Raw genomic sequence first — 12,781 nt, 5'->3', positions numbered from 1 at the left:
GGCCCCAGGATCCACCGGCGCGGAAGCGCCTCGACGGCCTCCCTACGATGTGAGACATGGATCTCGACGTGACCTCGGCCTCCGACCTCATGGGTCCCTGGATGGACCACCTCGGCATGGAGTACACCGAGCTGACCGGCTCGCGGATCGCCGCCCGCTGGACCGCGTCGGACAAGCACCACCAGCCGTTCGGCATCGTCCACGGCGGGGTGCACTGCAGCGTCGTCGAGACCCTGGCCAGCATCGGCGCCCACCTGTGGGCCGGTCCGGAGGTGCGCGTGGTCGGGGTCAACAACTCCACCGACTTCTACCGCGCGGTCCGCGAGGGCGAGATGACCTCGGTCGGCACCCCCGTGCACCAGGGCCGCTCGCAGCAGGTCTGGGTCGTCGAGACCCACGACACCGAGGGCCGCCTCGTGGCCCGGGGCCAGGTGCGGATCCAGAACCTGCGCAAGGACTGACCGGCGTACGCCCTCGCGGGCGTGCGCCCTCAGGCGGCGCGGGCGGGGCTGAGCCTCTTGTTGACCCAGGAGTCGTTGGGCAGGGAGAGCCGGATGATCTTGGCCCACGCCGAGGCGACCTGCTTGGGCAGCGGCCCGGTGGTGTAGGCCAGCCCGTTGCGGTCGAACAGGTCGCGGACCTGCGGGGCGATCTCCTGGTAGCGGTTGCTCGGGAGGTCGGGGAACAGGTGGTGCTCGATCTGGTAGCTCAGGTTGCCGGTCATCAGGTGCATCAGCCGGGAGCCGGAGATGTTCGCCGAGCCGAGCATCTGACGGACGTACCACTCACCGCGGGTCTCGCCGACGATCGAGCGGCGCTCGAAGGTCTCGACGCCGTTGGGGAAGTGACCGCACATGATCACCGAGTGCGTCCACCAGTTGCGCACGAAGTTGGCGGTGGCGTTGGCCGCGAGCGTGGGCACGAACGACGGACCGCTCAGCAGCGGGTGCAGCACGTAGTCCTTGGTGACCTGCCTGCGGATCTTCCGCCCGACCTGCTTGGCGCGGGCGATGAACTCCGGCTTGTTGCGGCGGCCCTTGCGCAGGTTCTTGCCGAGCTCGAGGTCGTAGGCGGCGATGCCGTACTCGAAGAAGCAGGCGTTGATGAAGTTGAACAGCGGCTGCGCGAGGTAGGCGGGGTGCCAGCGCTGGTCCTCGTCGACGCGCATGATGCCGTAGCCGAGGTCGTTGTCCTTGCCGATCACGTTCGTGTAGGTGTGGTGCAGCTCGTTGTGCGAGTGCTTCCACTGCGCGGCCGGCGAGACGTTGTCCCACTCCCACGTGGTCGAGTGGATCTTGGGGTCACGCATCCAGTCCCACTGGCCGTGCATGATGTTGTGCCCGATCTCCATGTTGTCGAGGATCTTGGCGACGCTCAGGCCGACCGTGCCGGCGATCCACGCGGGCGGGAAGAGCGAGCCGAGCAGGACGGCGCGGCTGCCGAGCTCGAGGTAGCGCTGGGTCTTGATCACGCGCCGGATGTACGCCGCGTCGCGCTCGCCGCGGTCGGCGACGATCGAGTCGCGGATCTCGTCGAGCTCCTTGCCGATCAGCTCGATGTCCTCCTCGGAGAGGTGGGCGATCGGGTCGTGGGCCTTCTTCTGCAGGACGGTCATGAGGATCTCCTGTGCTTCTTGTGGGTGCGACAAGTGGTCTCGACGGGCTCGACCACCGTGTCGGTCAGATGTCGAGGTGGCAGGGGCCGGCGGCCGCGCTGATGCAGGTCTGCACCTTCACGCCGTCGCCCTCGGAGGCGGTGGTGACCTCACCGGTGCGGAGGTCGCGGACGGACCCCTCGCGCAGGGGGAGGACGCAGCCGAAGCAGATGCCCATGCGGCACCCGCTCGGCATGAGGACGCCGACTTCCTCGCCGGCCTCCAGGATCGGGGTCGAGCCGTCGGCGTCGACGGTGGTGCCGGTGAGGCCGAAGGTGACGGTGCCGCCCTCGCCGGTGGCGGTCGGGGTCAGCCGGAACAGCTCGACGAGCAGCGGCAGCCCGCGCTCCTCGTGGTGGGTGGCCATCGCGTCCAGCAACCCACCGGGCCCGCAGGCCAGCGTGGTGCGCTCGTCGAGGTCGCTGACGAGCGAGCGCAGGTCGTCGACGTCGAGCACGCCGTGGACGTCGTCGTAGCGCGGCACGAGCTCGATCGCTCCCGCCCGCTCGAGGGCGCGCAGGTCGTCGAGGAAGATCGACTGCGGTTCCGAGGGGGCGACGTGCACCACGACGATGTCGTAGCCCGCGCTGCGGGCCGGGAGCAGGACGCCGTCGTCCGTGGACGGGAAGAGGTTGCGCAGCATGCCGATCACCGGGGTGACGCCGGATCCCGCGGTGACCATGAGCAGCTTCGCCGGCGCAGCGGGCAGCACGAACTCGCCGGCCGCCTGCTCCAGGTGCACCATCGTGCCGACCCGGACCCGGTGGACCAGGTAGTTGCTCACGATCCCGTCCGGGACCGCCTTGACCGTGACCGTGATGCGGCCGTCGGCGCGCGGCCCGTGGGTGAGCGAGTAGGCGCGCCAGCGGCGCACGCCGTCGACGTCGACGCCGATCCGCACGTACTGCCCGGGGACGTGCCCGGCCCAGTCGGCGCCCGGCCGGATCACCAGCGTGGCCGCGTCGGCAGTCTCCGGCTGCACCGACTCGATCCGACCGCGCAGGTCGGCTCCTGGTCGCAGGGGCGCGATCAGGTCGAGGTAGTCGTCGGGGAGCAGGGGGGTGGTGATCGCCTCGGCGGCCCGCAGGACGCGGTCACGCAGGCGCAGGGTGGGCGCCGGCGAGGGTGCGGTCGTCGTCATGTCACCAGACTGCTGTACTGCGGACGCAATCGCATGACCTGTACCTGTGAAGCCACCCATCACTTTTGTCCTCTCCGAACAAAGATGGGGCATCATCGACCCATGGCGACCCGTGAACCCCGATCCCCTCGTGACCTCCCCCACTTCGAGGTCTCCCCGGAGGTGATCGCGGCCATGCGCGCCGAGCTGGCCAGGACCGGCGGCGAGGTCGTGGTCGCGATCCGCAGCGAGGTGCCGGAGTACGCCGACCCGTTCCGCGGCGAGATGGGCCGCACCATCGAGACCGCGGTGACGCTCGCCCTCGGCGGCTTCCTCGACCTGGCCGCCAGCCAGCCCGCCGGCGAGGGGTCCTTCGAGCGGGTCTGGGACGCGGCGTACGCCCTGGGCCGCGGCGAGGCCCGCAGCGGGCGGTCGATGGAGGCGCTGCTCAGCGCCTATCGCGTCGGGGCCCGCGTGGCGTGGCGCGACCTGAGCCGGGCCGCGGTGTCCGCCTCGGTGCCGGCCGGGGCCATCGCGTCGTTCGCCGAGCTGGTCTTCGACTACATCGACGAGCTGTCCGCGGCGAGCGCCGCCGGGCACGCCGACGAGCTGGCCAGGACGGGCCGGGTGCGCCTGCGCTACCTCGAGCGGCTCGCCCAGGCGCTCCTGCGCGGCGACCCCGCGACCGACCTCGAGAGCCACGCCCACCGCGCGGAGTGGGTGGTCCCGGACGTGCTCACCGCCGTGGTGCTCCCCGAGTCACGGGTCCGCGCGGCACTCGGGCAGCTCGACGCGGCCACGCTCCAGGCCACCGAGCAGGTGCCGGACCTCGAGGACCTCCCGGACCTCACCGTGCTGCTCGTCCCCGGCCGGGCCCAGGACGCACGGGCGGCCCTCGTGCGCGGGCTGGCCGACCGCGGAGCGGTGGTCGGCCCGACCCTGCCGTGGAGCGAGGCGCGGCGGTCGCTGGAGCGCGCGCTGCGCGTCGTGCGTCTGCTCGGTGACGCCGACGGGGCGGCGGCGCGCGTGGCCACGGTCGACACCGAGGACCACCTCGACCGGCTCGTGCTGTCCGCCGACCCCGCCGCCCGACAGGACCTGCGCACCCAGGTGCTCGCCCCGCTGCAGGACCTCCGGCCGGCGGCCGCTGACAAGCTCGAGGAGACCCTGCGGGCCTGGGTGCGCCACCAGGGCCGGCGCGAGGACATGGCGGCGGAGCTGTTCGTGCACCCGCAGACGGTGCGCTACCGCATGGGCCAGCTGCGCGAGCTGTACGCCGAGCGCCTCACCGACCCGGACTGGGTGGTGCGGGTGACCCTGGCCGTGGGGGTGGAGTAGTGGTCTCGACAAGCTCGACCACCGAGGCTCAGCGGAGCAGCTGACCCACGTCGAGCGGTCCGCCCAGCTGGTGGGCCTGGTCCACGCCCACGTGCTCGGGCGGTCCGCCGGGGTCCTTGGCCCACCCCTTGGGCCTGGTGAGGGTCCAGGTGTCGAGGCGCGCGTAGCCGCGCACGGCCGTCGTACGGCTGCGGCGGACGCGGAACTCGTCCTCGAAGCCGCGCAGCGCACCGCGCAGCTCACGCTCGACCAGGACCCGGCCGGGACGGGCGAGCGAGGTGAGGCGGGAGGCGATGTTGACCACCGGGCCGAACACGTCGCCCACGCGGGCGAGCACGGGGCCGTAGGCGAGCCCGACGCGCAGGGTCGGGAAGTCCTCGACCAGGTCCTCGGCGTCGATCAGGTCCAGCGCGATGCGCGCACCGTGCTCCGGACGGTCGGCCACGAACAGGATCTCGTCGCCGATCGTCTTGATCACGCGGCCCCCGTGGTCGAGGACGACGTCGAACGACCGGGCCTCGAAGGTGTCGACGAGGTGACCCAGCTCGGCGGCGCTGAGGTCGCGGCTGCGTCGGGTGAAGCCGACGATGTCGGCGAAGCCCACGACCTGCGACTCGGCGTCGTCGGTCTCGAGCGGACGCATCATCAGGCGGCCGGCGGCCTGCGCGAGGTGACGGCGCCAGACGTAGGTCTGCAGGTCCTCCAGGACCGGCATGAGGCTGTCGACGAGCTCCCGGATCTCCTCGGTCGGCTCCTGGGTGTCGCTCAGCATGGTCGAGGCGAGCTCGGCGATCTCCCACTCGGCCAGGCGCGCGAAGCCTCTGCCCAGGCTGCGGACCAGGGTCATCTCGATGCCGGGCTCGAGGACGCCGTTCTCCTCCAGCCAGCCGGCCAACCGCAACGCCTCGATGTCGGCCTCGTTGAACATCACCTGGGTGTCGTCGGCGGGCGCGGGGAAGCCCAGCGCGCGCCACAGCGCGGTCGCGCGGTCGAGGGGGACGTCGGCGGCCTCGGTGACCTCGACGCGGTTGAGCGTGCGCGGGGCCCCGAGGATCGCCTCCTCGATCTGCTCGGCCATCACCCGGGCCTCGAGCAGCGCGGCGTCGGGCCCCCCGCCGACGGGGGTCTCGGGTGGCGGCTCGGGTGCGTCGCCGGTCTCTGCTGCCTGGGAGTCCCCGGGCTCCGGGGTCCCGCTCACCCCTCGCCGGACCCCGACCGCGAGGTGGAGGTGTCGGTCAGGGCCTTCCTGAAGGCCGGGATCTCGTTCTCCAGCTTCTCGATCTGGTCGCGGGTGAAGTGCAGGCACTCCAGGCGGGTCTTGGAGATGACGGTCGCGGTGCGCAGCTTGTGGTTGACGATGCCCATCTCGCCGAAGATCTCGCCGGGGCCGAGGGTGGCGACCTCCTGGCCGTCCCGGCGCACGGACACCTCACCGCTGATCAGCAGGTAGGCCTTGTCCGCCGAGGTGCCCTCGCCCATCAGCGCCCAGTTCTCGGGGACCGTGACGTAGGTGCCGGTCTTGGCGATCTTCTGGACCTCGCTGTCGCTGAGGTCCGAGAACCGGTCGATGTGATCGAGGTTGACGTCGTCACCCATGTGCTTGCTCCTCTCGAGGCGCGGTGCGCCTGGTGCGGGCCTCCCGCGGACGATCTTCCCATCATCACGGCCGCTGTCCAGGAAATGCCCGAGTCGTCGTACGTGACGTCCACCGCTCCGGGCCATTCCCACCAGAACTAGAACACGTTATCGTTTCGCCATGGCACAAGCGGACTACGTCGTCGTCGGAGCGGGCAGCGCGGGGTGCGCGCTCGCACGCAGGCTCGCCGAGAGCGGCGCCAGCGTCATCCTGCTGGAGGCGGGCGGTGACGACACCAAGGGTCTGGCCAAGCTGCTCTTCCAGATCCCGGGTGCGGTCGCGATCATGCACTCCACCCCGCAGCTGAAGAAGTACTTCGACTGGGGCTACAAGTCCGTCCCGCAGGAGAGCGCGTGGGACCGCCAGGTGCCCCAGACCCGCGGCAAGGTCCTCGGCGGCTCGAGCTCGGTCAACGGCATGCTCTTCGTGCGCGGCAACCGCCAGAACTACGACGACTGGGCCGCCGAGGGCAACGCGGGCTGGTCCTTCGACGAGGTGCTGCCGGCGTTCCGCAGGCTCGAGTCCTACGAGGGCGGGGCGTCGGAGTTCCGCGGCGGGGACGGGCCGGTCAAGGTGACCCGGCCCACCAGGCTCACCGGTGCGACCCGGTCGTTCATGGACGCCGCGACCCGCAAGCTCGGCGTCGAGGAGATCGACGACTACAACGGCAAGGACCAGGAGGGCATCTCGGTCTTCCAGCAGAGCGTGGGCGACGCCAAGCGCTACTCCTCCTCGGTCGCCTACCTCCACGACGGGGGCCTGCCCAACCTCGCGGTGCTCACCGGCGCCCAGGCGCTGCGCGTGGTCCTCGAGGGCTCGCGCGCGACCGGCGTCGAGATCCGCACCAAGGACGGCGTCGACACGGTCTCGGCCTCCCGCGAGGTCATCCTGTCCGCCGGGGTCTTCGGCTCGGCCCAGCTCCTCCAGCTCTCCGGGATCGGCCCCGCCGACCACCTGCGCTCCCTCGGGATCGACGTCGCCGCCGACCTGCCCGTGGGCGACAACCTGCACGACCACCTGTTCGTGCCGATCAGCTTCGACATGGCCTCCGCCGTACGCCGGCCCACGCCGTACCACTTCCTGTCCGGCATCGCGCGCGAGCGCTTGCGCCCCGGCACCGGCTGGGCCGCGTGGTCGTCGTTCGAGGCGGTCGGGTTCGTGCGGACCTCGCACGCGGCGTCGATCCCCGACCTGCAGCTGCACGCGCTCTACTGGACCTATCCCGTGCCCAACCAGGACGACACCACCAAGCGGGTCGACCCGCCGATCAAGACCCCGGGCCTCAGCGTCTTCCCGACGCTGATCTACCCCGAGTCGCGCGGCACCGTGCGGCTCGCCTCGGCCGACCCGACCGCCGCGCCGCTGATCGACCCGGGCTACCTGCGCGCCGCCAAGGACACCGAGGTGCTCGTCGAGGGCATCGCGATGGCCCGCGAGATCATGGCCGGCGCCGGCGACAACAAGGGCGAGATCGGCCCCGGCCCGAAGTACTTCTCCGACGCCGCGCTGCGTCGCGAGCTGCCCAACTACGTGCACTCCGTCTACCACCCCGTCGGCACCTGCCGGATGGGCGTCGACGAGCGCGCCGTGGTCGACCCGCAGCTGCGCGTGCGCGGCATCGAGGGGCTCCGCGTCGCGGACGCCTCGATCATGCCGTCGATCACCGGCGGCAACACCAACGCCCCGTCGCTGATGATCGGCGAGCGGGCCGCGGAGCTGATCGTCGGCTGACCGCCGGCCGGGCCGTCCCTCCTCTCAGCCCCCCGTCGTGCTGGTCTCCTGCAGCGCCTCCGCGAGGCGCTTGACCCGCCGGAGCCTGCCGCCCCAGGCCGCACTCACCGCACCGAGCTGGGCGACCGCCCGGGCCCACTGCTCCTCGTCGAGGCGGTAGCTTGCGCTCGCGACCGGAGACCACCCCACGCACCAGGTCGACCCGGCTCAGCACGACCAGGTGCTTGGCGAGCGCCCGGCGGGTGACGGGCAGCTGCTCGCTGAGCGAGGTGGCCGTGCCGCCCCCCTCGGTCAGGAGCAGGTCGACGATGCGGCGGCGGGTGGGATCCGTGGTCCCAGCCCTGGACGTGGTCGCGGTAGCTCTCCTCCAGGACCGCCGCCTCGTAGCGCGCCTCGTCGGGCCACCACTGCGACACGTGGGCCGGGTCGCTGCGTCGTCATACGCACATCATCGGTTGCTTCTCAACGAGTGGGTCCGACGCAGCGCGGCGCCAGGCGGACCGCCACGACCGCGAGCACGAGCGCGGGGACGAACCCCGCGAGGTAGGCGGTGTGCGGCGCGGCGACCACCCACGGCGCGAAGACCAGCCCGGTGAGGCCGGCCACCACGCCCTGGAGCAGCACGTCGCTCAGCTGCAGCGACGACGCCGCGTCCCCACCAGCACCGTCCTCGGCGTGCTCGAGCGCGAGGGTGGAGAGCACCGGGGAGACGGTGCCCATCCCGAGGCCGAGCAGCAGGCAGGACGCGACGCCCAGCACCGGGCCGGCGACCGCCCACCCCGCGACCGCGACGAGCGCGACCGAGGCCGCGGCCCCGGCGACGAGGGTCGCCGCCCCGCCGCGCAGCCAGGCGGCGTAGCGGCCCGGGTCGGAGATGCGACCGACCCGCTCGCTCGCGGCGCTCCACCCCAGCGCGCCGGACGTCATCACCAGACCCGCCACCAGCGGGGACAAGCCGCGCTCGCGCTGCAGCAGCAGCGGCATGAGCGTCTCCATGCCCATGAAGGCGGCACCGGTGACCCCGCGCATCAGCACGACCGCGGGCAGCCCGGGCCGGCCGCGGTAGGTGCCCGACGGCAGCAGTCGAGGGGCGGTGACGACCACCGCCACCGCGGCGACCAGGACGAGCACCACCGCCCGGAACCCGGTCAGCTGTCCGGCGAGGTGCAGGCCGAGCGCGCCGGCCGCGACCACCACGGCGAGGAGCGGGCGCCGGCCCCAGCGCAGCGGTCGGGGCTCTGGGTCGGGCAGACGCCGCAGCCCGAGACCGAGCAGCACGAGCGCGACCGCCGTCAGCGCGGCCACGGCCAGGAAGACCGAGCGCCAGCCCAGCGCGTGGATCAGCGCCCCCGTCACCGCCGGACCGAGCACGGCCGGCAGCACCCAGGCGGCGGCGAAGAGCGAGAACACCCGCAGGTGCAGGTGCGCCGGGAACGCACGCGCCACCACGACGTACAGCGCGACCAGGACGACGCCTGCACCGAGGCCCTGCACCAACCGGCCCGCCACCAGGACCGGCATCGACCCTGCCAGCCCCGAGACCAGCAGGCCGAGCGTGAAGACCGCGCCGCCGGCGTACGTCGGTGCGCGCAGGCCGCGCGCGTCGGTCCACCTGCCGCCGACGACGAGCCCGACGACCTGCGCCGTCACCGCACCCATCACCGCGACCGGGTAGAGCGTGGTCCCGTCGAGGTCGGCGACGACTGTCGGCATGGCGAGACCGACCCCGACCGCCTCGTAGGCGGTGCCGGTCACCAGTGCGAGGAGGGCGACGGTGACGAGTCGGTGGTGGCGGTCGAGGGGACGGGCCTGCGGGGCGGCCGGGGGCGCGGTCGTCGTGGTCATTCCCCTATGAGAGAACCTCAAGCGCACTTGAGGTCAAACCCGAGCTCCCCCCCGCCAGCTGTAGATCGGAGCTGTTGACGCTTGGCGAGGGTTGTGACGCCAGATGAGCGACAGCAGCTCCGATGGACAGCGGAGGGGCGGGCGGGTCAGAGGGCGGGGAGGACGCGACCGCGGACCTCGCCGAGGGTGATCCGACCCCGCTCGCCGGGAGCGGAGTAGCGCAGGACCACCTCGTCGCCGTCCTCGAGGAAGGTGCGCTCGCGCCCGCCGGCGGTGAACGGCTCGCGCCCGCCCCAGCTGAGCTCGAGGAACGACCCGCGCTGGTCGCGCTCGGGGCCGCTGATCGTGCCCGAGGCGAACAGGTCGCCGGTGCGCAGCGAGGCCCCGTTGACCGTCAGGTGGGCGAGCATCTGGGCCGGGGACCACCACATCGAGGAGTACGGCGGTCGCGCGACGACCTCGCCGTCGAGCACCACCTCGACCGCGATGTCGTAGCCGGCCGGCTCCGCCACCGCGAGGTAGTCGAGCACCTCCCCCTGGCCGGGCAGCGGGTGCCGAGCCCCGTCGAGCGCCGCGAGCGGGGTGACCCAGGCGGAGACCGAGGTGGCGAAGGACTTGCCGAGGAACGGGCCGAGGGGGACGTACTCCCAGCCCTGGATGTCGCGGGCCGACCAGTCGTTGAGGCCGACGACGCCGAAGACGTGGTCGGCGAACGCGGAGGTGGGGACCGGCTCCCCCAGCGTGCTCGGCACCCCGACGACGAAACCGAGCTCGGCCTCCAGGTCGAGCCGCCGGGTCGGCCCGAAGGTCGGCGAGGCCTCGTGGGGCGGCTTGCGCTGCCCCGAGGGCCGGCGTACGTCGGTGCCGCTCACGACCACCGTGCCGGCGCGACCGTGGTAGCCGACCGGCAGGTGGCGCCAGTTGGGCAGCAGCGGCTCGGAGTCGGGCCGCAGGATGCGACCGACGTTGGAGGCGTGGTCGAGGGAGGCGTAGAAGTCGACGTAGTCGGCCACCTCGAACGGCAGCACCAGGTCGAGGTCCTCCACGGGCACGAGGTGCGGGCGGACCGTGTCCTCGGCCGTGAAGTCGAGGAACGTCCGCTGCAGGGTCCGCCGGGTCTCGGCCCAGGCCTCGGGGCCCGCCGCGAGGAAGGGGTTGAGGGTGGGCTGGGCGAAGAGGTCGGAGTGGTCTCGACTGACCGGTCGCTCCGCTCTCTGCTCGACCACCGTGGTGAGGACGGCGAGCGGGAGGGCGTAGGGGCCGATCCTGGCGAGGACGCCGTGGCGCGGGTCGACGCCCAGCGGCAGGTGGTCGACGTCGAAGCCGGAGCCGGCGGCCTCGTCGACCCACGAGGGCCGGGGCCCCTCGGCGGTCGGCGTCGCGCTGCTCACTCGGCCCCGTCGGCCTGGGGCACCACCGTCGGTCCGACGCCGACGGCGGCCGTCTCGCGAGGACGGACGAAGTGGCTCAGCGACCGCACCGCGAGGCGGACGACCTCGCGCGCCTCGTCCTCGTCGCCGATCGAGAGGTAGTTGAGCGCCAGCCCGTCCATCACTGAGAACGCGAAGCGGCTGACCACCGACAGGGGCACGACGTAGTCGATCTGCATGACCTCGGCGAACGCGGCGAGCAGGGCCTCGTTCTCCTGGAGGTAGTAGGTGTACTGCTCCTTGGCGACCCCCTCGAAGCCGGCCTCGCGCAGCGCGAACTGGGTGAGCTCGTAGGTGAGCAGGTGCTCCTTGGGGTGGGCGACGACGTGGTCGAAGTAGGCCATCAGGCCGGCGGTCGCGACCTCCTCGAGCTGCACGTCGGGCTTGTCCAGCACCGCCGCGTCGATGTCGCCCTTGGACTGCTTGGCGATCTCCTGGATCACCCGCACGAGCAGCTCGTGCTTGGACCGGAACGCGTAGTGGAAGATGCCCAGCGGCATCTCCGCCTCGCTCGCGATCGCGCGCGTGGTCGCGCGAGCGACGCCGTCGCGGGTCATCACGCGGATCGCCGCCTCGACCAGAGCGGCGCGACGCTCCTCCGCCGACATACGTGCCATCGCCGGGACTTCCCTCTCTCGGTGGCGCACCCATCGGCGCCTGGGCCCATCCTGCCGCTGTCGCGGCACGGTTCAGACGAAAACACGCCCCTCACCACGATAAGTCGGGGTGGCACCGGTCACGGCACCGCCCTCGACGAGGTGGAGCAGGTCGACCCGCTCGCACAGCTCACCGGCCTTGGCGTGGCGGAACCAGACCCGGTCACCGACTCGCAGCCCGCGGGCCCCCGGCCCGGTGAGCGGGGTCTGGACCTCGCCCGCCCCCTCGTCCGGGACCAGCCCGAGGCCCTCCGGCCACCACGGGGTCGGCACCCGGTCCGGGCCCGCCGGCCCGCTGGCGATCCAGCCGCCACCCAGGACGGTCACGTGGTCGGGAGAGGGCCGCCGTACGACGTCGAGGACGAAGTACGCCGCGGGCTCGGGCGAGAAGTGCGCGTAGTGGTCGAACAGCGTCGGGGCGAGCAGCCCGGAGCCGGCGGCGACCTCGGTGACCGCGTCCTCGGCGCCGGTGCTCTCCAGGCTCCCCGTGCCACCGCCGTTCACGAAGTCGAGCGGGACGACCCGCGACACCGCGCGGACGGCGCGGGCCCGTCGGCGGCGCAGCTCACGGGCGGAGACCCACTGGAACCCGCGGATCGTCCTGCGCTCGTTGGCGAGCCCGGCGATCTGGCCCTCGTAGGACATGACCCCGACCAGCCGGAAGCGAGGGTCGCGGTGCACCTCCTCGGCCAGCGCCTGCGCCTCGCGGGCGGTGTGGGTCGGCGAGCGGCGCATGCCGAGGTGCACCCGGCCGCCGAGCAGCCGCAGGGACGCGTCGAGGTCGAGGCAGACGCGGACCGGGTGCGCGTCCGGTTGCAGCACGCGGCGCATCAGGTCGAGCTGCCCGGAGCCGTCCACCATCACGGCGACGCGTGCGGCGAGCCGCGGGTCGGCCGCGAGCGTGCGCAGCGCCTCCACGTCGGCGGTCGGGTAGCCGACGACCACGTCCTCGTGGTCCTCGGCCAGCCACAGCGCCTCGGGCAGCGTGAAGGCGAGGATGCCGGCGTACCCCTCGCGCGCGAGCGCGCGGTCGACCAGGGCGCGGCTGCGCACCGACTTGCTGGCGACCCGGATCGGCTTGCCGCCGGCTCGTCGCACGAGCTCCGCCGCGTTGCGGTCGAAGGCGTCGAGGTCGACCACGGCGTACGGCGGCGAGAGGTGCGCGGTCGCCGCTGCGAGGGCCTCCATGCGGGCAGGGTCGGGTGCGGCAGGCATGGCGCCAGTGTGCCGCTTCGGGTCATGATCCGTTCCATGAGCGAGCGCAGCGAGCGAATCATCGAGCACAGGTGCGTGGCTCCGCCGCCGCGCGGAGCCTGCGGAGCGAAGGCGGTGGACGCATGAGCGAGCGCAGCGAGCGAATCATCGAGCACA

General features: G+C 72.6%; 12 protein-coding genes and 1 pseudogene. 3 read left to right on the top strand and 10 right to left on the bottom strand.

The window, feature by feature from the left end:
* The first annotated feature begins 56 nt into the window (after positions 1-56).
* On the top strand, positions 57-461 hold the full coding sequence (locus J2S63_RS12305; protein WP_310302514.1) for a PaaI family thioesterase: 405 nt from the start codon (positions 57-59) through the stop codon (positions 459-461).
* 29 nt (positions 462-490) lie between these two features.
* Here the strand turns inward: J2S63_RS12305 and J2S63_RS12300 are convergent, their stop codons facing one another.
* The gene (locus tag J2S63_RS12300) at positions 491-1,615 is read right to left on the bottom strand and encodes a fatty acid desaturase family protein (protein ID WP_310302510.1); all 1,125 of its coding nucleotides are present in this window, start codon (positions 1,613-1,615) and stop codon (positions 491-493) included.
* A 64-nt stretch (positions 1,616-1,679) separates the two neighbouring features.
* The gene (locus J2S63_RS12295; RefSeq protein WP_310302508.1) at positions 1,680-2,795 is read right to left on the bottom strand and encodes a ferredoxin reductase; all 1,116 of its coding nucleotides are present in this window, start codon (positions 2,793-2,795) and stop codon (positions 1,680-1,682) included.
* Between the two features lie 102 nt (positions 2,796-2,897).
* Between J2S63_RS12295 and J2S63_RS12290 the strand changes: the two genes are divergently transcribed.
* On the top strand, positions 2,898-4,112 hold the full coding sequence (locus J2S63_RS12290; RefSeq protein WP_310302505.1) for a PucR family transcriptional regulator: 1,215 nt from the start codon (positions 2,898-2,900) through the stop codon (positions 4,110-4,112).
* A 28-nt stretch (positions 4,113-4,140) separates the two neighbouring features.
* Here the strand turns inward: J2S63_RS12290 and J2S63_RS12285 are convergent, their stop codons facing one another.
* The gene (locus J2S63_RS12285) at positions 4,141-5,310 is read right to left on the bottom strand and encodes an adenylate/guanylate cyclase domain-containing protein (protein WP_310302502.1); all 1,170 of its coding nucleotides are present in this window, start codon (positions 5,308-5,310) and stop codon (positions 4,141-4,143) included.
* Entirely contained in the window at positions 5,307-5,708 is a 402-nt protein-coding gene (locus tag J2S63_RS12280; protein ID WP_310302499.1) for a cyclic nucleotide-binding domain-containing protein, read from the bottom strand. Before J2S63_RS12280 ends, J2S63_RS12285 begins: the two co-directional genes overlap by 4 nt.
* A 160-nt stretch (positions 5,709-5,868) precedes the next feature.
* Between J2S63_RS12280 and J2S63_RS12275 the strand changes: the two genes are divergently transcribed.
* Positions 5,869-7,479: a GMC family oxidoreductase gene (locus J2S63_RS12275; RefSeq protein WP_310302497.1), complete on the top strand. Its 1,611-nt coding sequence runs from the start codon at positions 5,869-5,871 to the stop codon at positions 7,477-7,479.
* Positions 7,480-7,503: 24 nt separating this feature from the next.
* Here J2S63_RS12275 and J2S63_RS12270 read toward each other — a convergent pair whose 3' ends face one another.
* The 6 genes and pseudogenes from J2S63_RS12270 to J2S63_RS12245 form a co-directional block, all read right to left on the bottom strand.
* A complete protein-coding gene (locus J2S63_RS12270) occupies positions 7,504-7,668 on the bottom strand; it encodes a hypothetical protein (protein WP_310302495.1) in 165 nt (54 codons plus the stop codon).
* Between the two features lie 52 nt (positions 7,669-7,720).
* Positions 7,721-7,774: pseudogene (locus tag J2S63_RS12265) on the bottom strand (transcriptional regulator); the annotation flags it as partial.
* A 167-nt stretch (positions 7,775-7,941) separates the two neighbouring features.
* Complete coding sequence (locus J2S63_RS12260) at positions 7,942-9,324, bottom strand: MFS transporter (protein ID WP_310302492.1); 1,383 nt, start codon at positions 9,322-9,324, stop codon at positions 7,942-7,944.
* A 146-nt stretch (positions 9,325-9,470) separates the two neighbouring features.
* The gene (gene fahA / locus J2S63_RS12255; protein WP_310302489.1) at positions 9,471-10,715 is read right to left on the bottom strand and encodes a fumarylacetoacetase; all 1,245 of its coding nucleotides are present in this window, start codon (positions 10,713-10,715) and stop codon (positions 9,471-9,473) included.
* Positions 10,712-11,371: a TetR/AcrR family transcriptional regulator gene (locus tag J2S63_RS12250; RefSeq protein ID WP_310302486.1), complete on the bottom strand. Its 660-nt coding sequence runs from the start codon at positions 11,369-11,371 to the stop codon at positions 10,712-10,714. The genes fahA and J2S63_RS12250 overlap by 4 nt, the downstream gene beginning before the upstream one ends.
* A 72-nt stretch (positions 11,372-11,443) precedes the next feature.
* Positions 11,444-12,625: an alanine racemase gene (locus J2S63_RS12245; protein WP_310302483.1), complete on the bottom strand. Its 1,182-nt coding sequence runs from the start codon at positions 12,623-12,625 to the stop codon at positions 11,444-11,446.
* Between the last annotated feature and the right edge of the window lie 156 nt (positions 12,626-12,781).

This window comes from Nocardioides marmoribigeumensis (assembly GCF_031458325.1).
Taxonomy (GTDB): Bacteria; Actinomycetota; Actinomycetes; order Propionibacteriales; family Nocardioidaceae; genus Marmoricola_A; species Marmoricola_A marmoribigeumensis.
Note: the sequence above shows the minus strand (reverse complement) of the source record. Positions and strands in the feature narration are given on the sequence as shown.